Annotated in this window: 19 protein-coding genes, 1 pseudogene and 1 other annotated feature (1 of these 21 running past the window's edge); of the genes and pseudogenes, 4 read left to right on the top strand and 16 right to left on the bottom strand. The window is 56.1% G+C overall.

The window, feature by feature from the left end; genetic code table 11:
• Position 1 precedes the first annotated feature (1 nt).
• The 5 genes and pseudogenes from fkpB to ACOTX7_RS03765 form a co-directional block, all read right to left on the bottom strand.
• Positions 2-451 carry an FKBP-type peptidyl-prolyl cis-trans isomerase gene (gene fkpB / locus ACOTX7_RS03785; protein WP_006810163.1) on the bottom strand — a complete coding sequence of 150 codons (450 nt, stop codon included), beginning with the start codon at positions 449-451 and terminating at the stop codon, positions 2-4.
• An 81-nt stretch (positions 452-532) separates the two neighbouring features.
• Complete coding sequence (gene lspA, locus ACOTX7_RS03780; RefSeq protein WP_006810164.1) at positions 533-1,033, bottom strand: signal peptidase II; 501 nt, start codon at positions 1,031-1,033, stop codon at positions 533-535.
• A complete protein-coding gene (gene ileS, locus ACOTX7_RS03775; RefSeq protein WP_006810165.1) occupies positions 1,033-3,849 on the bottom strand; it encodes an isoleucine--tRNA ligase in 2,817 nt (938 codons plus the stop codon). The genes lspA and ileS overlap by 1 nt, the downstream gene beginning before the upstream one ends.
• Positions 3,850-3,894: 45 nt before the next feature.
• Positions 3,895-4,821: a bifunctional riboflavin kinase/FAD synthetase gene (gene ribF / locus ACOTX7_RS03770; RefSeq protein ID WP_221256895.1), complete on the bottom strand. Its 927-nt coding sequence runs from the start codon at positions 4,819-4,821 to the stop codon at positions 3,895-3,897.
• 7 nt (positions 4,822-4,828) lie between these two features.
• Positions 4,829-5,034: pseudogene (locus ACOTX7_RS03765) on the bottom strand (DUF2575 domain-containing protein); the annotation flags it as partial.
• A 115-nt stretch (positions 5,035-5,149) separates the two neighbouring features.
• On the opposite strand from ACOTX7_RS03765, the gene rpsT reads away from it, so the two are divergent.
• The gene (gene rpsT, locus ACOTX7_RS03760; protein WP_003856458.1) at positions 5,150-5,413 is read left to right on the top strand and encodes a 30S ribosomal protein S20; all 264 of its coding nucleotides are present in this window, start codon (positions 5,150-5,152) and stop codon (positions 5,411-5,413) included.
• A gap of 58 nt (positions 5,414-5,471) precedes the next feature.
• Here the strand turns inward: rpsT and nhaR are convergent, their stop codons facing one another.
• The 4 genes from nhaR to dnaK all read right to left on the bottom strand — a co-directional run bounded on the left by nhaR (position 5,472) and on the right by dnaK (position 10,925).
• Entirely contained in the window at positions 5,472-6,371 is a 900-nt protein-coding gene (nhaR, locus tag ACOTX7_RS03755; protein WP_003856462.1) for a transcriptional activator NhaR, read from the bottom strand.
• A 58-nt stretch (positions 6,372-6,429) separates the two neighbouring features.
• On the bottom strand, positions 6,430-7,605 hold the full coding sequence (gene nhaA, locus ACOTX7_RS03750) for a Na+/H+ antiporter NhaA (protein ID WP_221256894.1): 1,176 nt from the start codon (positions 7,603-7,605) through the stop codon (positions 6,430-6,432).
• A gap of 173 nt (positions 7,606-7,778) precedes the next feature.
• The gene (gene dnaJ / locus ACOTX7_RS03745) at positions 7,779-8,924 is read right to left on the bottom strand and encodes a molecular chaperone DnaJ (RefSeq protein ID WP_008502040.1); all 1,146 of its coding nucleotides are present in this window, start codon (positions 8,922-8,924) and stop codon (positions 7,779-7,781) included.
• A gap of 87 nt (positions 8,925-9,011) precedes the next feature.
• Complete coding sequence (gene dnaK / locus ACOTX7_RS03740) at positions 9,012-10,925, bottom strand: molecular chaperone DnaK (protein WP_006810169.1); 1,914 nt, start codon at positions 10,923-10,925, stop codon at positions 9,012-9,014.
• A gap of 296 nt (positions 10,926-11,221) precedes the next feature.
• Between dnaK and satP the strand changes: the two genes are divergently transcribed.
• On the top strand, positions 11,222-11,788 hold the full coding sequence (satP, locus tag ACOTX7_RS03735) for an acetate uptake transporter (protein WP_221256893.1): 567 nt from the start codon (positions 11,222-11,224) through the stop codon (positions 11,786-11,788).
• Here satP and ACOTX7_RS03730 read toward each other — a convergent pair.
• The 3 genes from ACOTX7_RS03730 to tal form a co-directional block, all read right to left on the bottom strand.
• Entirely contained in the window at positions 11,765-13,087 is a 1,323-nt protein-coding gene (locus ACOTX7_RS03730) for an MFS transporter (protein WP_421626048.1), read from the bottom strand. The genes satP and ACOTX7_RS03730 overlap by 24 nt on opposite strands.
• Before the next feature lie 122 nt (positions 13,088-13,209).
• On the bottom strand, positions 13,210-13,797 hold the full coding sequence (gene mog, locus ACOTX7_RS03725; protein WP_047354693.1) for a molybdopterin adenylyltransferase: 588 nt from the start codon (positions 13,795-13,797) through the stop codon (positions 13,210-13,212).
• Positions 13,798-13,908: 111 nt separating this feature from the next.
• Entirely contained in the window at positions 13,909-14,862 is a 954-nt protein-coding gene (gene tal / locus ACOTX7_RS03720; protein ID WP_006810174.1) for a transaldolase, read from the bottom strand.
• A gap of 262 nt (positions 14,863-15,124) precedes the next feature.
• Between tal and ACOTX7_RS03715 the strand changes: the two genes are divergently transcribed.
• Positions 15,125-16,558 (top strand): alanine/glycine:cation symporter family protein, encoded by a 1,434-nt coding sequence (locus ACOTX7_RS03715; RefSeq protein ID WP_221256891.1) that lies wholly within the window; start codon positions 15,125-15,127, stop codon positions 16,556-16,558.
• Between the two features lie 66 nt (positions 16,559-16,624).
• Positions 16,625-17,398 (top strand): peroxide stress protein YaaA, encoded by a 774-nt coding sequence (yaaA, locus tag ACOTX7_RS03710; protein ID WP_221256890.1) that lies wholly within the window; start codon positions 16,625-16,627, stop codon positions 17,396-17,398.
• 32 nt (positions 17,399-17,430) lie between these two features.
• On the opposite strand, the gene ACOTX7_RS03705 is transcribed toward yaaA, so the two are convergent.
• The 4 genes from ACOTX7_RS03705 to thrA form a co-directional block, all read right to left on the bottom strand.
• Positions 17,431-17,727, bottom strand: a complete 297-nt coding sequence (locus ACOTX7_RS03705; RefSeq protein ID WP_047354689.1) for a DUF2502 domain-containing protein — start codon at positions 17,725-17,727, stop codon at positions 17,431-17,433.
• A 248-nt stretch (positions 17,728-17,975) separates the two neighbouring features.
• Entirely contained in the window at positions 17,976-19,262 is a 1,287-nt protein-coding gene (gene thrC / locus ACOTX7_RS03700) for a threonine synthase (RefSeq protein WP_221256888.1), read from the bottom strand.
• Between the two features lie 3 nt (positions 19,263-19,265).
• Positions 19,266-20,195 carry a homoserine kinase gene (gene thrB / locus ACOTX7_RS03695; protein ID WP_221256887.1) on the bottom strand — a complete coding sequence of 310 codons (930 nt, stop codon included), beginning with the start codon at positions 20,193-20,195 and terminating at the stop codon, positions 19,266-19,268.
• Between the two features lies 1 nt (position 20,196).
• A complete protein-coding gene (thrA, locus tag ACOTX7_RS03690; protein WP_047354687.1) occupies positions 20,197-22,659 on the bottom strand; it encodes a bifunctional aspartate kinase/homoserine dehydrogenase I in 2,463 nt (820 codons plus the stop codon).
• 24 nt (positions 22,660-22,683) lie between these two features.
• Positions 22,684-22,732 (bottom strand) — a sequence feature (Thr leader region); it runs 69 nt beyond the window's last position.

The raw sequence follows: 22,732 nt of genomic DNA, 5'->3' as shown, positions 1-22,732 counted from the left end.
TTCAGGCCTCCAGTGCCGGATCGATCTCCAGCACTTCTACATCAAAATGAACGGTACGCCCGGCAAGCGGATGGTTGAAGTCAACGGTGATGGAGTCCCCGTTGATTTCGCGGATCACGCCAGGCATTTCGCTGCCGTCCATAGCGGTAAAGAGCATGATCGCCCCTACTTCCGGTTCGCCCGCATCCATAAATTCACGGCGCGAGAAGTATTGCACCAGGTCCGGGCTTGGCACGCCAAATGCGGCATCCGGCTCCAGCGAAAATGCCTTTTTCTCGCCCTCTTTCAGGCCAAGAAGCTGCTGCTCAAGACCTTCAGACAGGGACGTGTCGCCAAGACGAAACAGGGCAGGTTTGCCGTTATTGCGGGTGGATTCAGCCGTGGAGCCATCATCCAGCTTCAGCGTGAAGTGGACAAGAACCGCGCTGTTGCTCTGTACGGATTTAGACATGCAAATTGCTCTTTAGTGTTGTCTCGCCTGTGTGCCGGGTGGCACTTCGCTTACCCGGCCTACAAGTGTCGGCATTGACAATTAAACCTGCTCTTTCGCAGCCGGTTTTGGCAAGAAGCCTTCCAGCACGATTAACGCCGCACCAACGCATATTGCGCTATCGGCGAGGTTAAAGGTCGCGAAGTGCCAGTCGCCGACGTAGAAGTCGATCATATCGACCACAAAGCCGTGCCACAGGCGGTCAAAGAGGTTACCCAGTGCGCCGCCAATGATCAGCGCGTAGGCGATGTTATTCAGCTTTTGCGTGGCCTTCGAGCGGTACATCAGCACCGCCAGCACGACGCAGATACCGATCGCGATACCTGCGAAGAACCAGCGCTGCCAGCCACCGCTGTCGGCAAGGAAACTGAACGCCGCGCCGTAGTTACGGGCGTAGTGCAGGTTAAGCGACGGGAACAGCGGGACCGTATCCCCCAGAGCGAAATTCTGGAGGATCAGGAACTTGCTGCCCAAATCAATAATCAGCACCACCACAACCAGCCACAGCCAGCGCAGTCCTGTTGAACAGAGAGTTTTACTCATCAGGCAAACTTACGTTTTTCGCCGTCACCGGCGACGTTGCTTACACAGCGTCCGCAAATGTCTGCGTGTTCCGCCACCTGACCGACATCAGTGGTGTAATGCCAGCAACGCGGGCATTTTTCACCGTCGGCTTTGCTCAGAGCGACTTTCAGTCCTTTGAGCAGTTCGCTCTGCTGAGCATCAGCAGAAGCCTCGGCATAATCCGCAACTTTCGCACCGGAGGTCAACAGGACAAATCGTAATTCATCGCCCAGCGCGGTCAGCTTCGCGGCCAGCTCAGGCTCTGCGTACAGGGTCACCGTCGCTTCCAGAGAGCCACCGACTTTCTTGTCCGCACGCGCCTGCTCGATAACCTTGTTCACTTCGCCGCGCACTTTCAGCAGCTCGTCCCAGTAAGCATCGTTCATCGCTTCGGTGCTGGAGAGGTCAAACAGACCTTCGTACCACTCGCCAGTGAAAACATACTTCTCGCGGTCGCCCGGCAGGTAGCCCCAGATTTCATCCGCGGTGAAGGACATGATCGGCGCCATCCAGCGTACCAGCGCTTCTGCGATGTGGAACAGCGCGGTCTGGCAGCTACGACGCGCCACGCTGTCCGCTTTCGCGGTGTACTGGCGGTCTTTTATGATGTCGAGGTAGAACGAGCCCATCTCGATGGAGCAGAAGCGCATCAGGCGCTGCACCACTTCGTGGAAGTCGTAAGATTCGTACGCCTTAACGATGTCTTCCTGGGCCGCTTTCGCACAGCCTACCGCCCAGCGATCGAGCACGACCATCTCTTCCGGTTTAACCATGTCTTTCACTGGATCAAACCCGTTCAGGTTCGCCAGCAGGAAGCGCGCGGTGTTACGGATACGACGATAGCTGTCAGCCGCACGTTTCAGGATCTCGTCGGACACCGCCATTTCGCCGGTGTAGTCGGTAGAGGCCACCCACAGGCGCAGGATGTCCGCACCCAGCTTGTTCATCACGTCCTGCGGAGAAACGGTGTTACCGATGGACTTGGACATCTTACGGCCCTGACCATCCACGGTGAAGCCGTGAGTCAGTACCTGACGGTAAGGTGCTTTACCCTTCATGGCGGTGGAGATCATCAGGGATGACATGAACCAGCCGCGGTGTTGGTCGGAACCTTCCAGATACATGTCGGCAGCGTGACCGGCAAATTCCGGACGCACGTCAACCACGGAAGAGTGGGTAGACCCGGAGTCAAACCACACGTCCAGGGTATCCGGCACTTTCTCATAGTTGTCCGCGTCCGCGCCCAGGATGTCGCGGGCGTCAAGATCCCACCACGCCTGAATGCCATCAACTTCAACGCGCTTCGCCACTTCTTCCATCAGTTCCAGGGTGTTCGGGTGCAGTTCCTGCGTCTCTTTATGCACGAACAGGGACATCGGCACGCCCCAGGTACGCTGACGGGAGATACACCAGTCAGGACGGTTAGCCACCATCGATTCGATACGCGCCTGGCCCCAGTCAGGGATCCACTGCACGCCTTTGATCTCTTTCAGTGACTGCTCGCGCAGGCCTTTCTGATCCATGCTGACGAACCACTGCGGGGTCGCACGGAAGATGATCGGCGTCTTATGACGCCAGCAGCACGGATAGCTGTGCTGCATTTTCTCAACGTGCAGCAGTGCGCCGCGGTCACGCAGCATGTCAACGATGATGTCGTTCGCCTTAAAGACGTTGATACCGTCCAGCGCCGGGTAAGTACCGGGCAGGTAAGAGCCGTCCGGGCCAACCGGGTTGGCGATTTCCAGACCGTATTTCAGGCTGATGTTGTAGTCGTCAGGACCATGGCCACCGGCGGTATGTACCGCACCCGTACCCGCGTCCAGCGTCACATGGTCGCCCAGGATCGCCGGAACGTCGAAGTCCAGGAACGGGTGCTTGAAGCGCATCAGCTCCAGCGCGTCGCCTTTTACGGTGCCCAGCACGGAGTAGTCGGTGATGTTCGCGCGCTTCAGCACGCTCTCAACCAGATCTTTCGCCAGGATAACCGCGCGGCCATCAATCTGCACCAGCGCGTACTCAAACTCACCGGACAGGGAAATAGCACGGTTGGCTGGCAGCGTCCACGGGGTGGTGGTCCAGATAACCAGCGAGATTGGGCCGCTTACGCCAGGCAGACCAAATTTAGCTTTGATCGCATCCTGATCGACCGCTTCGAAAGCCACGTCGATAGAAGGGGAGGTTTTGTCGTAATACTCCACTTCCGCTTCTGCCAGCGCAGAGCGGCAGTCTACGCACCAGTGCACCGGCTTCGCGCCCTTGTGCAGGTGGCCGTTACCGATGATTTTGCCCAGCGCACGGATGATGTTGGCTTCGGTTTTGAAGTCCATGGTCAGGTACGGGTGCGACCAGTCGCCCAGCACGCCCAGACGGATGAAGTCAGCGCGCTGACCGTCAACCTGGGTGGCGGCGTATTCGCGGCATTTCGCGCGGAACTCGGCGGCGGTGAACTTCTCACCCGGCTTGCCGAACTCTTGCTCCACTTTCAGCTCGATTGGCAGACCGTGGCAGTCCCAGCCCGGAACGTAAGGCGAGTCATATCCCGCGAGTCCTTTGGACTTCACGATAATGTCTTTCAGAATCTTGTTTACAGAGTGACCAATATGAATGCTGCCATTCGCATATGGAGGGCCATCATGCAGAATGAAGGTTTTTTTGCCTTTTTTGGCTGCACGAATGATGCCGTACAGGTCATCATCGGTCCAACGCGCCAGCATTCCCGGTTCACGCTTGGCGAGATCGCCGCGCATCGGGAACCCTGTTTCCGGCAAATTCAGGGTTGATTTATAGTCACTCATCAGATTCTCGGTTCCGTATTTATCACGTAGGCAGTTAAGCCGGTTCTAAAGCCCAAAAAACTCGCGGGCCGTTAATTCATCTCGCGCGATTTGCGCCTTAAGTTCGTCCAGCGAAGCGAATCGCTGTTCATTGCGTATTTTTTTACGCAGTATCACATCTATATGGCGACCGTAGAGGTCCATTACAACGTCCAGCAGGTGTACTTCTAACTGTTGACGTACACCGGCAACGGTTGGACGTGTGCCAATGTTGGCAACACCGTAGAAAGGCTTCTCGCCCAGTCCTGCCACTTCCACCGCATATACCCCTTTAACCGGGGAGACCTGACGGCGCAGCGGTATATTCGCCGTCGGGAAACCTATCGTGCGGCCCAGCGCATCGCCATGGACCACGCGACCTGAAATCGTGAACGGATGGCCCAGCAGCGTTTCTGCCGTGTCCAGATCATCGTTCGCCAGCGCCTGACGTACCGCCGTGCTGCTGACGCGCACCCCGCCCTCGCAGAAGGTCATTGTACTGGTGACGTCAAACCCGTACTCCAGGCCAGCCTTCTGTAATAACAAGAAATCGCCCTGACGACCAGCGCCAAAGCGGAAATCATCGCCCACGGCAAGAAACTGCACGCCAAGCTGCCTGACCAACAGGTCACTGACGAAGTTTTGTGCGGTCAGCGCGGCAAAGCGACGGTCGAACCGTATGCACAGGACGTAGTCTACCCCTGACTCCGCCAGGTAGCGTAACTTCTCGCGCAGACGAGTCAGCCGCGCGGGGGATTTCTCGCCTGCAAACAGCTCCAGCGGCTGAGGCTCGAAAATCATCACCACGACGGGCAGGCCTCGCGCCTCGCCTTCTTTACGCAATCCCTGCAACAGCGCCTGATGCCCACGATGCACGCCGTCGAAATTGCCAATGGTCAGCACGCACCCGCGCGGGGCCTGACTGAGATTATGTATGCCGCGTATCAGCTTCATGACTGGCTCAAAACAGTGAAAATCGCCAAAGTATACCTTGTACAGCGGTTAAGGTTAACCGGCGATTGTTCACGCTAAACAGAAAGCTGTATGATTTCATCACGCTGACCTTTCACAGCAAAAAAATCTGCCCGTGAACTGCGATTTTTACGCCGAAAAGCTGTATTCACGAACGACAAGCTGGTAGAATCCTGCGCCATCACTACGTAACGTAGCGTCGCCACATTAACGGCGCTTATTTGCACAAATCCATTGACAAAAGAAGGTATAGAGGGCATATTCCTCGGCCTTTGAATTGTCCACATAGATCATATTTGGGAGTTGGACCTTGGCTAATATCAAATCAGCTAAGAAACGTGCCGTTCAGTCTGAAAAGGCTCGTAAGCACAATGCAAGCCGTCGCTCTATGATGCGTACTTTCATCAAGAAAGTATACGCAGCAATCGAAGCTGGCGACAAAGCTGCAGCGCAGAACGCATTTAACGAAATGCAACCAATCGTGGATCGTCAGGCTGCTAAAGGTCTGATCCACAAAAACAAAGCAGCGCGTCATAAAGCAAACCTGACCGCGCAGATCAACAAACTGGCTTAATCGCCACTTGTTGTTGCTTGTTTGAAAGAACCCGCTTAACGCGGGTTTTTTTATGTCTTCAGATTGCCGGTGGTGTAAACAGCGCCGAGTAGTCACGGTTGCAGATTCGCTGCACCGCCGGGTGCTGAATCATCCTTTCGGCGAATATGGCGTGATACTCCTCCATCACGTTATCTACCCTGCCAATCTCCGTAATCTTGTCGTCTGAATAGAGATCGTGCGCGTACAGCGTCGGGGCAACGAAGATAGCGTTGTGTGCCTCGCCAAAGGCTTTCATCAGCGCGGCATCGTCGAACTCACCGAGGATTTCTACGTTCAGCCCCTGCGAGTTAAACCAGTTCAGCAGCTTGCGTCCGAGCATGGAACGCCTTCCCGGCACCAGCAAGCGGCGCTCTTCCAGGCAGGCCGGAAACGGTTTTTCCGGTGGCGGATTGATGCACCAGAAACTGACGCCGCATTCACCAATTTTCACCGAGAACAAACCCTCCTGCTGCGTCGAATCGATGGGGCAGTCCGAGATAATCATGTCCAGCTTGTGCTGGCTCAGCTGTTCCAGCAGCATTTCGTGAGTGGACTCAAAGCAGCGTAAATGAATCTGTTCATCTTCCACCACTGCCGCATCCAGCACGCCGCTCACCAGCCGTTTGGACAGCGCATCCGCCACCCCCACGTCAAAGAGCAGGTTAGACTCTTTGCGATAGTTAACGATATCCAGCATCTCCTGGCTCAGGGTGAACATCTTGTCCGCGTAACGGAACACCAGTTCACCCAGCTCGCTCGGCTCAATGCCCCGCCCTTTCCGCTTAAAAAGCTTTCCCTGCAAACGCTCTTCCAGGGCTTTGATTTGCCCGGTGATAGTCTGTGGCGTCAGGTAGAGCGCCTCTGCGGCCCCCACGACCGAGCCCTGCTTGTAGACATGCCAGAAGTAATAGAGGTGGTTATAGTTCAAATGTGACATCACGTTTTCACTCCCTGATAGTTTATCGGGAGAAGGCTTCCCTCCTCCCGGTTTCCTGTTATGCCTGGACAGCCTGTCCGGACAACTTCACCTTCAACAAGGTATAACCAACAACCGCGGCCAGTAACGACCCGATAAGAATGCCGAGTTTCGCCCAGATGATCAGCTCAGGCGCGCTTGTACCAAACGCCAGCGTCGAGATAAAGATCGACATGGTGAATCCAATACCGCACAGCACGCCGACGGCCATAATCTGTCTAAAGGTGGTTCCGTTTGGCAATGACGCCAGCTTCAGTTTCAGCGCCAGCCAGCAGAACAGGCTAATGCCCAGCGGCTTGCCGATAAACAGACCGGCGATGATGCCCAGCGGCAGCACGGAGGTGAGTCCGTCCAGGGTAACCCCTGCCAGGGACACCCCCGCGTTGGCAAACGCGAACAGCGGCAGGATCATAAAGCCCACCCAAGGGTGCAACACATGCTCTAACTGTTTAGCAGGCGATTTTCCGTCCTTCTCCTTCAGCGGAATAAAGAAGCCAACGATGACGCCAGCCAGCGTGGCATGCACGCCAGACTTCAGCACAGCCGTCCACAGCACCATTCCCACCAGAATATAAATACCCGTGCGTCGGACATTGAAGATGTTCAGCAACGCCAGCACCGCAATAGCCACGGCCGCCACGCTCAGCGACAGAACAGACAGATCGCTGGTGTAGAACAACGCGATAATCACAATAGCGCCCAGGTCATCAATAATCGCCAGCGCCATCAGGAAAATTTTGAGTGCGGTCGGCACACGGCTGCCAAGCAGGGCTAAAACGCCGAGCGCAAACGCGATGTCCGTCGCGGCCGGGATCGCCCAGCCGTCACGCGCAACCGGATCCTGCCACGCAAACGCGAGGAAAAGCAGCGCCGGAACGACCATCCCGCCAATTGCCGCGATCACCGGAAACGCCGCGCGCTGTCGGCTGGCAAGCGAACCGATCACCAGTTCACGTTTGACCTCCAGCCCCACCAGCAAAAAGAACACCGCCATCAGTGCATCGTTGATCCATAGCAGCATGTTCTTGTTAATTTCCAGCGCCCCGACCTTAAGCTCAACGGGCGTTTCCAGAAATGCGTGATAGAGATCGCGCGTCATGCCCATGTTGGCGAGCAGCATGGCAGCCACAGCAGCAATGATCAGAATGATGCCGCCGGACGCCTCACTGCTAAAGAAACGGTGTAGTAATTTCACGTTTACTCTCTCTTTTACAACAATACTTCGGTAAAACCATAATATCAGCGCAAACAGATCGGTAAAATCAGATTAATATTGGGTATAGATTCAGTTTAACCGAGCAATAAGGCTATAAAGCAAAAAGCCCGGAATCGCTTCCGGGCTTTAAAGGATAGTAACCAGCTGGCGAATTAGCGGGTTAAATCGTCGAAGAATTTTTTGACGCCATCGAAGAAGCTTTTGGAGCGCGGGCTGTTTTTCTCACCCGTTGGGCCGCCAAAGCTTTCCTGCAACTCTTTCAGGAGCTGTTTCTGCTTGTCGTTCAGGCCGACCGGCGTTTCAACGACCACGCGGCATAACAGGTCACCCTGCGCGCCACCGCGAACGGATTTAACGCCTTTGCCGCGCATGCGGAACAGTTTGCCGGTCTGGGTTTCGCCAGGAATTTTCAGGTTAACGCGACCGTCCAGCGTTGGCACTTCGATTTCACCGCCGAGTGCCGCCATCGCGAAGTTGATCGGCACTTCACAGTACAGGTTGTTACCTTCACGCTCGAAGATGGCGTGCTGCTTCACCTGCACCTGAACGTACAGATCGCCTGCCGGTGCACCGTGCTCCCCTGCTTCACCCTCGCCTGCCAGACGGATGCGGTCGCCCGTATCAACGCCCGCCGGGATCTTAACGGACAGCGTTTTGGTTTTCTCAACGCGACCATGACCGTGGCATTTGGTGCACGGATCTTTAATCAGCGTACCGCGACCATGACAGTGCGGACACGCCTGCTGCACCGCGAAGAAGCCCTGACGCATCTGGACCTGACCGGAACCGTGACAGGTCGGACAGGTCTGCGGCTGAGTTCCAGCCTTCGCACCGCTGCCGTGGCAAACGTCACACTCTTCCAGCGTCGGGATACGGATCTCTTTGGTTACGCCACGAACCGCTTCTTCCAGCGTCAGATCCATGTTGTAGCGCAGGTCTGCGCCGCGCGCCGCGCGTTGACGACCACGACCACCACCGAAGATATCGCCAAATACATCGCCAAAGATGTCGCTGAAATCCGCACCGCCGCCAAAGCCGCCGCCACCAAATCCACCGCCGCCCATGCCGCCCTGTTCAAAGGCCGCGTGACCATACTGGTCGTAAGCCGCACGTTTTTGTGCATCGGTCAGGACTTCGTAGGCTTCTTTGATCTCTTTAAATTTGGCTTCAGCCTCTTTGTCACCCTGATTGCGGTCCGGGTGGAATTTCATGGCCAGGCGCTTATACGCCTTTTTAATTTCACGCTCTTCCGCAGTTTTCGGAACGCCTAAAATCTCGTAATAGTCTTGCTTTGCCATTGGTTTTTTTAAGCCCCTTAACATGCGAGCACGGGCGTGGAGAATTCTCCTACGCCCGTGCCGATTACTTACCCTGCATCAGGGCGATTATTTTTTGTCTTTCACTTCTTCGAACTCAGCGTCGACAACATCGTCGTCTTTCGCGTTGTTCTGGGAAGCATCAGCGCCCGCCTGCTGCTGTGCGTGCTGCTGCTGAGCGATTTCCATCAGCTTCTGAGAAACCTGTGCCAGCTCCTGCATCTTCGCTTCGATGTCCGCTTTGTCTTCGCCTTTCAGAGACGTTTCCAGCGCGCTCAGTGCAGTTTCGATCGCAGTTTTGTCTTCCGCTGGCAGTTTATCGCCCGCTTCTTCAACCTGCTTACGGGTGCTGTGCAGCAGATGGTCACCCTGGTTACGGGTCTGAACCAGCTCTTCGAACTTACGGTCGGATTCCGCGTTAGCTTCGGCATCACGAACCATTTTTTCGATTTCCGCTTCGTTCAGGCCAGAAGATGCCTTGATGGTGATCTTCTGCTCTTTACCGCTGTTTTTGTCTTTCGCAGACACGTGCAGGATACCGTCAGCATCGATGTCGAATGTGACTTCGATCTGTGGCATGCCGCGTGGTGCCGGGTTAATACCGTCCAGGTTGAACTGACCCAGAGATTTGTTATCTGCCGCACGCTTACGCTCACCCTGAATCACATGGATGGTTACCGCAGACTGGTTGTCTTCAGCGGTAGAGAACACCTGGCTGTGTTTCGTCGGGATAGTGGTGTTTTTGTTGATGAGCGGAGTCATCACGCCACCCATGGTTTCGATACCCAGAGACAGCGGGGTAACGTCCAGCAGCAGTACGTCTTTCACTTCACCCGTCAGTACACCACCCTGAACCGCAGCACCGATAGCCACTGCTTCGTCCGGGTTAACGTCTTTACGTGGCTCTTTGCCAAAGAATTCAGCCACTTTCTTCTGAACCATTGGCATACGGGTCTGACCACCTACCAGGATAACGTCCTGAATGTCAGACACGGACAGGCCAGCGTCCTGCAATGCAACTTTCAGTGGCTCGATAGAACGGTTCACCAGGTCTTCTACCAGGCTTTCCAGTTTCGCACGGGTCACTTTGATGTTCATGTGTTTTGGACCGGTCGCGTCTGCGGTGATGTACGGCAGGTTCACGTCGGTCTGCTGAGCGGAAGACAGCTCGATCTTCGCTTTCTCAGCGGCTTCTTTCAGGCGCTGCATCGCCAGCGGGTCGTTACGCAGGTCAATGCCCTGATCTTTCTTGAACTCGTCAACGAGGTAGTTGATCAGACGGGTATCGAAGTCTTCACCACCCAGGTGGGTATCACCGTTGGTTGCCAGAACTTCGAAGGTTTTTTCGCCGTCAACGTCGTCGATTTCGATAATAGAGATATCGAAAGTACCACCACCCAGGTCGTAAACCGCGATAGTACGGTTGCCAACTTCTTTATCCAGACCGTAAGCCAGCGCAGCTGCGGTTGGTTCGTTGATGATACGTTTTACTTCCAGACCTGCGATACGGCCAGCATCTTTGGTTGCCTGACGCTGAGCATCGTTGAAGTAGGCAGGTACGGTAATAACAGCTTCAGTTACCGGCTCACCCAGGTAATCTTCCGCGGTTTTCTTCATTTTTTTCAGCACTTCAGCAGAGATCTGCGGTGGTGCAGTTTTGGTGCCTTTCACATCAAGCCATGCATCGCCGTTATCCGCTGCGATAATTTTGTAAGGCATGATGGAAACGTCACGCTGAACTTCTTCGTCCTGGAAGCGGCGGCCAATCAGGCGTTTGATCGCAAACAGGGTGTTTTGCGGGTTTGTCACTGCCTGACGTTTAGCCGGCTGACCAACCAGAGTTTCACCATCCTGGGTATAAGCAATGATAGAAGGCGTGGTGCGATCGCCCTCGGCGTTCTCCAGCACACGTGCAGTAGTGCCATCCATAATCGCTACACAAGAGTTGGTAGTACCCAGGTCGATACCAATAATTTTACCCATCTAAACGTCTCCACTAAAAATTCAGTCAACATGTGGTTGTGTACCTGTAATAAGGGCAGAACGTGCTTTTTCAACTGCCCAGATTTGATTTTTTTCAGGTCCACACACTGCGGTTGCTTACAAGATGGGGTCACAACGGCATCCATCAAGGGGGAAGGATAAAAAATTTTTTAATTTCACCCCGATGAGATCATAGACGGCGTCGATGCCGCCCATTATGATGCCGCGCCCCGTCAGGGAGAACTGGCGCGGGTTTAACCATTTCACCATATTAATGATGATTTTTTTGAGGACTTATGGGCAACACTAAGTTGGCTAATCCGGCTCCGCTGGGCCTGATGGGTTTTGGCATGACCACCATTCTGCTGAACCTGCACAATATCGGGATGTTCCCGATGGACGGCATTATCCTGGCGATGGGCATTTTTTACGGCGGTATCGCACAAATTTTTGCGGGCCTGCTGGAATATAAGAAAGGCAACACCTTCGGCTTAACCGCCTTTACCTCTTACGGTTCCTTCTGGCTGACTCTGGTCGCGATTCTGCTGATGCCTAAAATGGGCCTGGCGGAGGCGGCAAACACCCATTTCCTGGGCGTGTACCTGGGACTGTGGGGCGTATTCACCCTGTTCATGTTCTTCGGCACCCTTAAGGCGAACCGCGCGCTGCAATTCGTCTTCCTGAGCCTGACCGTACTGTTCGCCCTGCTGGCCATCGGTCACCTGGCGGATAACGAAGGCATCGTTCACGTTGCCGGCTGGGTGGGTCTGGTTTGCGGCGCAAGCGCAATCTACCTCGCTATGGGTGAAGTGCTGAACGAGCAGTTCGGCCGCACCATTCTACCGATTGGTGAAAAACACTGATCCCTCTGTCGTGGCCCCGTCGCGGGCCCGACGTCCCGCTGACTGGCGAAGCCACATCCCCAATACCAGCCCCATCAGCGATAACGCCAGCACGTACCACGCTGGTGCGAGGGGTGACACCCCCATTAACACCGTGACCACTATTGGCGTTAGCCCACCGAAAATGGCATACGAGACGTTATAAGAGAAAGAGATCCCGGTAAAGCGTACCTCCGGCGGGAAGGCGCGGACCATCACGTACGGTACGGCGCCAACGACGCCCACGCACAGCCCGACGATGCCGTACAGCAGGAACAGCTGTTCAGGATGACTGCCCGCCAGGTGGTAAAATGCCCAGCTCGACGCGGCCAGCAGCAGGCTGCCGACAATAAAGGTCACGCTGGCCCCGAAACGATCCGCCGCCAGACCGGCGGCCAGACAGCCAAAGCAGAGCATAATTGTCGCGATACTGTTCGCCTGTAACGTCACGGCGGGCGCAAAACCGTACTGTTTTTGCAGCCAGACTGGCGACATCAAAATGACCACCACAATGCCCGCAGACAGCAGCCAGGTCAGAAGCATCGATACCACCACCGCTTTTTTATGCCGCACCACCACCGTTTTCACCGGCAGTTCTTGCGCCAGCGCCTTTCGCTGCTGCATTTCCAGAAATATTGGCGTCTCCTGCAACCAGCGTCGCAGGTACATTGCCACCAACCCAAACGCCCCGCCCAGCAGGAACGGGATACGCCAGCCCCAGTCGTGAACGGCCTGCTGCGTCATGCTGGTATTGATGATGGTGGCGACCACGGAGCCAAGCAGGATCCCGATCGTCAGCCCTGCGGTCAGCGTTCCGCACGCAATGCCGATCCGGCGCACCGGGACGTGCTCAGCGACAAACACCCAGGCGCCCGGCACTTCCCCACCGATGGCCGCCCCCTGGAGAATACGCATCAGCAGCAGTAATAACGGGGCGATAATGCCCATCGACTCATAGGTAGGCAAAAGACCAATCGCCAGCGTCGGCACGGCCATCAGCAGGATACTGAGGGTAAACATCTTCTTGCGCCCAACCAGATCGCCAAAGTGCGCCATGACAATGCCGCCCAGCGGACGCGCCAGATATCCGGCGGCAAAAATGCCGAAGGTTTGCACCTGACGCAGCCATTCAGGGATATCCGCCGGGAAAAACAGCGCCCCCACGACGGCAGCGAAGAAGACGAAGATGATGAAGTCGTAAAACTCCAGCGCGCCGCCTAAGGCGGCGAGCGTCAGGGTTTTGTAGTCCTGTCGATTCAGAGGTCGGGTGTTATGTGACATAGCGAACCATTGTGCATGTGTTGTGGATTATTTTTTACAGCAATCGTAAAGAAAAAATTACTATATCGTAAATCCATTTACACGCTACCGTGGCTGGCGCGAATGTCACATTTTAATCAATTTCAGGAGATTGTTTCGCGGCGAGCGCTTTTAGGGCGAAATGCTGCTACCACGTTGCCGTCAGTTTCCACATAGGGACCGTCAAGCAACTGTATACAATACGGTACACTTGCAAAGATGCCGTGCACGATAACGCTGCCGTCCTCGGCTTTCACCCCTTCCAGCGTTTCTTTGATCGACTTCGGCTGACCCGGCAGGTTAAGGATCAACGCCTGCTTGCGGATCACCCCCACCTGGCGAGAGAGAATGGCCGTCGGGACAAAGTGTAGACTGATCTGGCGCATCTGTTCACCGAAGCCCGGCATTTCGCGGTCGGCAATCGCCAGCGTCGCGTCCGGCGTCACATCGCGGCGCGCGGGGCCGGTTCCGCCCGTTGTCAGAACAAGGTGGCAACTCATCTCATCCACCAGTTCACACAGGGTCTGCTCGATGATCGGCTGCTCGTCCGGGATCAGGCGAGTCTGGATCTCAAACGGGGTAGTGAGCGCGCTGCTCAGCCACGCTTCCAGAGCAGGGATGCCTTTATCCTGATAAACACCGCTGGAGGCGCGGTCAGAAATCGACACTAGGCCGATGCGTAAGGTATTCATATCCATTCCATTAAAAAAGTACTGATTAAAGGGAATGATACACGCAGAGAGGAAATTCAGACAGTGGTGGGGGGGAAGACGCGTGACCGGGAACCCGGTCACGCAGAATGATTACAGCAGGTCGCCGATCATTTTTTCCAGTTTTTCCTGGTCGATAGCAAACTTACGGATACCATCCGCCAGTTTATCTACGGCCATTGGATCCTGGTTATGCTGCCACAGGAACTCGGATTCGGTGATGCGCTCCGGGCGCGCTTTCACTTCGCCGGTGTAAGAAAGTTTACGTTCGATAGTCCCTTCGCTTTCTGCCAGCTCTTTCAGCAGCGCAGGGGCGATGGTCAGGCGGTCACAGCCAGCCAGCTCGATGATTTCGCCGACGTTACGGAAGCTTGCGCCCATAACAACGGTCTCATAGCCGTGCTGTTTGTAGTATTCGTAGATTTCAGTCACGGAAATCACGCCTGGATCTTCAGACGCCGCATACTCTTTCTTGTCGGTATTGGCTTTGTACCAGTCCAGAATACGGCCCACGAACGGAGAAATCAGGTATACGCCAGCTTCTGCACATGCACGCGCCTGCGCGAAGGAGAACAGCAGAGTCAGGTTACAGTTGATGCCTTCTTTTTCCAGCTGCTCAGCAGCGCGGATGCCCTGCCAGGTAGAGGCCAGTTTGATCAGGATACGATCGTTGCTGATGCCCGCATCGTTGTACAGTTTAATCAGGCGTTTTGCTTTGGCGATAGACGCTTCGGTGTCGTAGGAGAGACGTGCATCAACTTCGGTAGAGATACGGCCAGGAACGAGTTTCAGGATTTCCAGACCGATGTTCACTGCCAGTTTGTCAGTGGCATCCACAACCTGCTGCGCGCGGTCATTGCTCTGTGCTTTCGCCCAGGTCACCGCCTCGTCGATCAGTTTGCGATACTCAGGGATCTGCGCGGCGTTAAGGATCAGAGAAGGGTTGGTTGTGGCATCCTGCGGCTGGTACAGCTTCATTGCCGCGATATCTCCGGTGTCAGCGACGACAGTGGTGAACTGACGAAGGGAGGTCAATTTATCCGTCATGATAGTGTTTCTCTTTTAACGTGCCCTGGATAATTCACACTACCGACAGCTTGCCAGCAGCGGAAAAATGACAGGTTTACTTGTTAGGGGGATGTAACCGGTCTGCCCTGATGATAACACGAGTGAGAGGCAGCGCAACCGCAGACAGTGCGCTTAGGCAGAGTATGATAAACTCAGAATATTAACAGGCTGCTAAGTAACAGCATGCACACTCAGTGATAGCGCTTACATATTCACTTTGGCATCAACAAGAGGGACGTTAGTGCCTGATTTCTTTTTCTTTATTAACGAAGTCCTCTGGGGTTCGATCATGATATACCTGCTTTCAGGAGCAGGTATCTGGTTTACGTGGCGCAGCGGGCTGATTCAGTTCCGCTATATCCGCAAATTTGGCAGAAGTCTGAAAAACAGCGTCACCCCACAGCCGGGCGGCCTGACCTCGTTTCAGGCGCTCTGTACCAGCCTGGCCGCGCGCGTGGGCAGCGGTAACCTGGCCGGTGTCGCGCTGGCGATCGGTGCGGGCGGTCCGGGCGCGGTATTCTGGATGTGGGTGACAGCGATTATCGGCATGGCCACCTCCTTTGCGGAGTGCTCCCTTGCGCAGCTCTACAAAGAAAAAGACAGTAAAGGTCAGTTCCGCGGCGGCCCTGCCTGGTATATGGCTCGCGGGCTGGGAATGCGCTGGATGGGCGTGCTCTTCTCACTCTTTTTACTGATTGCCTATGGCCTTATTTTCAATACCGTACAGGCAAACTCCGTCGCCCACGCGCTACGTTTCGCCTTCAACTGTCCGGAGTGGCTGACGGGCGGCGCGCTTGCCCTTCTCACCCTGCTGACCATTGTGACCGGGCTAAAAGGGGTTGCCCGCCTGATGCAGTGGCTGGTTCCGCTGATGGCGCTGCTGTGGGTGTCCACCAGCCTGTTGGTGTGCGCGATACATATCGACGAGGTGCCGAACATTATCGCCACCATTTTCAAAAGCGCGTTCGGCTGGCGCGAAGCTGCTTCCGGCGCACTGGGTTACACCGTAAGCCAGGCACTCGCCGCAGGATTTCAACGGGGGATGTTCTCCAACGAAGCGGGGATGGGTTCCACGCCGAATGCCGCCGCCGCGGCCGCATCCTGGCCCCCGCATCCCGCCGCGCAGGGCATTGTGCAGATGATTGGCGTCTTCACAGACACCATTGTTATCTGTTCCGCCAGCGCGATGATAATGCTGCTGGCTGGCGCGACTGAACATCCGTCCGGCAATACGACAGGTATTCATTGGGTACAACAGGCGCTGGCCTCCCTCGTCGGCGGCTGGGGCGCGGGCCTTGTCGCACTTGTCGTGGGGCTGTTTGCCTTCAGTTCCATTGCGGTGAACTATATCTATGCCGAAAATAACCTTATTTTCCTGAAGGTTGATTCGCGTCTGGCCCGCAACGTACTTCGCGCGGGGGTGCTGACGATGGTGATCGTCGGCTCCCTGCTCAGCATGCCGATGATCTGGCAAATAGCGGACGTCATTATGGCGCTGATGGCCATCACCAACCTGACGGCCATTTTGCTCCTTTCACCGGTTGTGGCGCTGATCGCGCGCGATTATCTGCGTCAGCGCAAGCTCGGCGTACAGCCCGTCTTTGACGCCTCACGCTATCCCGAAATCGAGTCACAGCTTGCCCCTGGCACCTGGGATGATTTGCCGCGGCAATAACAGCTATCGATCAATTCAGGGCGATTTTTTGTTAAAGTCGCTCTAAATTTCCTGCAAGGACTGGATATGCTGATTCTGATTTCACCTGCAAAAACGCTCGACTACCAGAGCCCGCTCGCCACTGAGCGTTATACCCAGCCGGAATTGCTGGACTACTCGCAACAGCTGATCCGCGAAGCGCGTAAACTTTCGGCTCCGCAGATCGCCTCGCTGATGAGCATCAGCGATAAACTCGCCGACCTGAACGCCACCCGTTTTCACGACTGGCAGCCTGACTTCACGCCCGCTAATGCCCGCCAGGCGCTGTTAGCCTTCAAAGGTGATGTCTACACTGGCCTGCAAGCAGAAACGTTTAGCGAAGCCGATTTCGATTTTGCCCAGCAGCATCTGCGCATGCTGTCCGGCCTGTACGGGGTGCTGCGCCCGCTGGATCTAATGCAGCCGTATCGCCTGGAGATGGGTATCCGCCTGGAAAACGCCAAAGGCAAAGATCTGTACCAGTTCTGGGGCGATGTTATCACCGACACGCTTAACGCGGCGCTGCAAGCCCAGGGGGATAACGTGGTGATCAACCTGGCCTCCGATGAGTACTTTAAATCGGTGAAGCCGAAAAAGCTGGATGCGGACATTATCAAGCCGGTGTTCCTCGACGAGAAGAACGGCAAATTTAAAGTGATCAGCTTTTACGCTAAAAAAGCGCGCGGTATGATGAGCCGCTTCATCATCCAAAACCGCCTGACGAAGCCAGAGCAGCTCACCGGCTTTAACTGTGAAGGGTACTTCTTCGACGAGGCATCGTCAGGAAAAAACGAGCTGGTGTTTAAGCGTCACGAGCAATAAATGACAACCCCGCCCTCTGGCGGGGTTCTGCATTAATGGTGTTTCCAGTCCGGGCCAGGACGATGATCGTCATGGCGACGATCGTCATGATGGTGGTCACGATCGCGGCGCTCATCGTGCGGACGCCAGTGGTTATCGCGCCAGTCATAGTGCGCTTTCCACCAGTCATGGTCGCGCCAGCGGCCACCATCCCAGTAGTGTCCGTTATTATCCCGATCGCCTATTTGCAATTTTACCGCAGGTACGAGAGTAATTTCAGATGCCTGTACCGCCATAGGGGCGACCAGCATCAGGGAAAGCGCGATGAGTGCAGGTTTCAGTGTAGACACAGGTGACTCCTTATTCTTCTTGCCCGACGTGGGCCGATGTAAGGAGAGTACGTGATGGGAACGGGGGATGTTATTCTCTGCAATCCTAAACGCTAAGTGACCGCATTTATTGGGAATTTCTGCTTTTTTCCTGCTGTTTTTCTCCTTAATTTCTCCATAAAAAAGCCGGGTGGCGGCTTCGCCTTACCCGGCCTACATTCTGAGCCGTTGTAGGCCCGGTAAGGCGTAGCCGCCACCGGGCAACAAACTTACGCTCGGGTCATCATCAGCTTACGCAGCGCGGCAAAGTCTGCGGGCAGCTCATGGGACAGCAGCGGCAGATCGGCGCGCTCGGCCAGCTCTTTTGGCAGCGGCAGCGTTTCGCCCAGGATCGCTTCCACGCTCTCTTTGAACTTGGCTGGATGGGCGGTGCCGAGGAACAGGCCATACTCGCCCGGTTGAAGCTGATCGCGCAGGGCACGATAGGCAATCGCCGCGTGTGGCTCAGAAGTGTACCCCACCGCTTTCAGCTCGCGCAGGGTGGCTTTAGTGGTTTCGTCCGTTACCGCAGCGTAGCCCAGGTCGCCCAGACGCCAGACCTTACGGCGGAACAGCTCTTCCACACGCGGCCAGTTGTTAGGCTGTGACACATCCATCGCATTGGAGAGCGTGGCCTGAGTCGCGTTCGGCGCCCATTTTCCGTCCTTCAGGAAACGCGGCACAGTGTCGTTGGCGTTGGTGGCGGCAATAAAGCGTTTCACCGGCAGGCCGAGTGATTTTGCCAGCAGACCCGCCGTCAGATCGCCGAAGTTCCCGCTTGGCACGGAAACCACCAGCTGATTGCGCGCTTCCTGCGGCAGCTGCGCCACCGCTTCGAAGTAGTAGCAGATCTGCGCCAGCAGACGGCTGATGTTGATGGAGTTGGCAGAGTTCAGCCCCAGCGCCGCCTTCAGCTCTTCGTCATCGAAGGCCTGCTTGACCAGCGCCTGGCAGGCATCGAAATCGCCGTCGATCGCCACGGTTTCAATGTTGCCCCCCAGGGTGCAGAACAGTTTTTCCTGAAGCGGACTGATTTTGCCTTTCGGATAGAGGATCACCACGCGGACGTTTTTCAGGCCGTAGAACGCATGGGCCACCGCTGCCCCGGTATCACCGGAGGTCGCGGTCAGGATGGTCACCGGTTTGTCACCGCTGATGTGGGTCAGCATCTGCGCCATAAAGCGACCGCCGAAATCTTTGAACGCCAGCGTCGGGCCGTGGAACAGCTCCAGACAGCCAATGTCAGGCTCCACCTGTTTCACCGGAGCCGGGAAAGCAAACGCCGCGCGCACGCGCTCTTCGAGCAGCTCCTGCGGGATTTCGTCGCCGATAAACGCAGACAGAATTTTGGTGCTGCGGGTGACAAAGTCCTGTTTCAGCAGTTCATCAATTTCAGTCAGCTGAAATTCCGGCAGGTCGTGGGGAAAGAACAGCCCCTGATTTTTGCCCAAACCCTGCGTTACCGCCTGCGCGAAGCTGACCTGCTCGTTATGATCTTTAAGGTTGTAGAGTTTCATTCGTTATCCCAGTACTCGTGCGCCAGCCGTGTCCAGACGGCAAATATGAACAAAGCCTTCCTGATTTTGCAGGTAGTGTTTAGAGAGCCAGTCCGCCACGCGCTGCGCGGTGTCTGGCTTGTCGCATAAGGCGAACAGCGTCGGGCCGGAGCCGGAGATGCCACACGCCTGTGCGCCGATATCCATGGATGCCTGTCGCGCATCGTTAAAGCCCGGCAGCAGCTTCGTGCGATACGGTTCGGCAATGACGTCTTTCATCAGTTTCGCCGCCAGCTGCGGCTGACGGGTGTAGCAGGCGTGAATAAAGCCCGCCAGATGACGCCCGTGGGCGATACAGTCCTGACGACGATACTGCGCTGGCAGGATCGCACGCGCTTCGGCGGTAGACACTTTAATGCCCGGATAGGCCAGTACCCACAGCCACTCATCAAACCCTGGCACCTGCTGGCTGATGATGCCATTTTCTTCAATCATCAGCTGCATGCCGCCGAGGAAACATGGCGCCACATTATCATAATGAATGCTGCCGGAGATGCGCCCCTCCAGCTCGCCCATCAGCGCCAGCAGACGGCTGTTGTTCAGCGGCTTGCCGCAGTGCTCATTCATCGCCACCAGCGCGGCGACCACCGAGCAGGCGCTCGAGCCGAGGCCCGAGCCAATCGGCATGCTCTTTTCCAGCGTCATGGCGACCGGCACGTTTTTGCCGATCTCCTGACAGAAGCGTTCCCAGCACTGATAAACGATATTTTCGCGCGGCTCAGACGGCAGTTTGCTGGCGAAGCGGCCCACGTTATTCAGGCTGAAGTGCTCTGACGCCTCAACCGTTACCGTATCACCCAGCAGCGAACCATCCACCGGCGTCACCGCCGCCCCCAGCACGTCAAACCCGACGCTCATATTGGCGCTGGAAGCCGGGGCATATACTTTAACCATCTTAAACTCCTAACTTCCATGACAGGGTACGCAGCAGATCGGCAAACACGCCTGCCGCCGTTACATCATTCCCTGCGCCATAGCCGCGAAGCACCAGCGGCAGTGGCTGATAATAATGGCTGTAGAACGCCAGGGCGTTCTCGCCGTTTTTCACCTTATACAGCGGATCGTTGCCATCCACTTCGGCAATCTTCACCCGGCACACGCCGTCTTCTTCAATGTTGCCAACATAGCGCAATACCTTACCTTCATCACGGGCTTTCGCAACGCGTGCGGCAAAGGCATCGTCAAGCTGGGGCAAATTCGCCATAAAGGTGCTGACATCGCCGCTGCTGTCAAACTCGGCAGGCAGCACCGGTTCAATCACGATATCCGAAAGCTCCAGCTCGCGGCCCGTCTCACGCACCAGGATCAGCAGCTTACGCGCCACGTCCATGCCGGAAAGGTCGTCGCGCGGGTCTGGCTCGGTGTAGCCCAGCTCGCGCGCGGCGCGGGTGGCTTCCGACAGGCTCATCCCTTCATCCAGCTTGCCGAAGATAAACGACAGAGAGCCGGAAAGGATGCCGGAGAAACGCTGGAGTTCATCCCCCGCGTTCAGCAGGTTTTGCAGGTTCTCAATGACCGGCAGGCCCGCGCCCACGTTGGTGTCATACAGAAACTTGCGGCGCGACTTACTCGCCGCCAGGCGCAGCTGGTGATAGTAATCCATCGACGAGGTGTTGGCCTTTTTGTTCGGCGTCACCACGTGGAAGCCTTCGCGCAGGAAATCCGCGTACTGATCGGCCACCGCCTGGCTGGAGGTACAGTCGACGATCACCGGGTTAAGCAGGTGATACTCTTTTACCAGACGGATCAGGCGGCCCAGGTTAAACGGCTCTTTTGCCTCTTCCAGCTCCGCCTGCCAGTTTTCCAGGTTCAGACCGTGGACGTTAGTCAGCAATGCTTTCGAGTTAGCGATACCGCAGACGCGTAGATCGATGTGCTTTTTCTTAAGCCACTCCTGCTGGCGCTTGACCTGCTCCAGCAGCGCGCCGCCGACGCCGCCAACGCCCACCAGAAACAGCTCAATCACCTGGTCGGTATTGAACAGCATCTGATGCACCACGCGCACGCCGGTAGTGGCATCATCGTTATCCACAACCACGGAAATTGAACGCTCTGATGAGCCCTGGGCAATCGCCACGATATTGATATTGGCCCGCGCCAGCGCGGCAAAGAATTTGGCAGAGATACCGCGCAGGGTGCGCATGCCGTCGCCCACCACGGAGATCACGGCCAGGCGCTCCTGAATAGAGAGCGGCTCCAGCAGTTCCTCTTTCAGCTCCAGGTAGAACTCTTCTTCCAGCGCGCGACGGGCGCGCAGGCAATCGCCCTGTGGGACGCAGAAGCTGATGCTATATTCCGAGGAAGACTGCGTGATCAGCACGACGGAGATCCCGTTGCGGGACATGGCGGCAAACACGCGCGCAGCCATGCCGACCATGCCCTTCATGCCCGGGCCGGAGACGCTGAACATCGCCATGTTATTAAGATTCGAAATGCCTTTCACCGGCAGGTCATCTTCATCCGCGCTGGCGCCAATCAGCGTACCCGGCGCTTGCGGATTACCGGTATTTTTAATCAGGCAAGGGATCTGGAACTGGGCAATCGGGGAGATGGTACGCGGGTGAAGCACTTTAGCACCGAAGTAGGAAAGCTCCATCGCTTCCTGGTACGACATCGACTTCAACAACCTGGCGTCCGGCACCTGACGCGGATCGCAGGTATAAACGCCGTCGACGTCAGTCCAGATCTCACAACAGTCTGCACGTAAACAGGCCGCCAGCACGGCAGCGGAGTAATCAGAGCCGTTACGCCCCAGCACCACCAGTTCGCCCTTCTCGTTACCGGCGGTGAAGCCTGCCATCAGGATCATATGGTCAGACGGAATTTTGCTTGCCGCAATGCGGCGTGTCGACTCGGCAATGTCGACGGTGGATTCAAGGTAGTGGCCTACTGCCAGCAGTTTCTCAACCGGATCGATGACCGTCACGTGGTGACCGCGCGCTTCCAGCACCCCCGCCATGATGGCGATGGAGAGCTTTTCACCCCGGCAAATCAGCGCCGCGTTGATGCTGTCCGGGCACTGACCCAGCAGGCTGATACCGTGAAGAACATGTTTGATCTGGGCAAATTCGAGTTCAACAGTGGCTTTCAACTGCGCCAGCGGGAAACCAGGCTGGGCGTCTGCCAGCCCCTGAAGCAGATCGGCGAAGATATGCTCGGCGTCGCTGATGTTCGGCAGTGCATCCTGACCACCGATGGTTTTTTCAATCATCGCCACCAGGTGGTTCGTGATTTTAGCCGGGGCAGAGAGCACGGTGGCAACCTGCCCCTGCCTGGCGTTGCTTTCCAGGATATCGGCAACACGCAGAAAACGCTCTGCATTTGCCACTGACGTACCGCCGAACTTCAACACTCGCATGGTTCTACCTCATTTCCTTTAGCCGAAAAAAAAGCCCGCACTGTTCAGGTGCGGGCTTTTTTCTGTTTTTCCT

The sequence above is a fragment of the Enterobacter cloacae complex sp. IR5418 genome (assembly GCF_049238105.1).
GTDB lineage: Bacteria > Pseudomonadota > Gammaproteobacteria > Enterobacterales > Enterobacteriaceae > Enterobacter > Enterobacter hormaechei.
The sequence above is the reverse complement of the archived record's forward strand: the minus strand, read 5'-3'. Positions and strand labels throughout refer to the sequence as shown.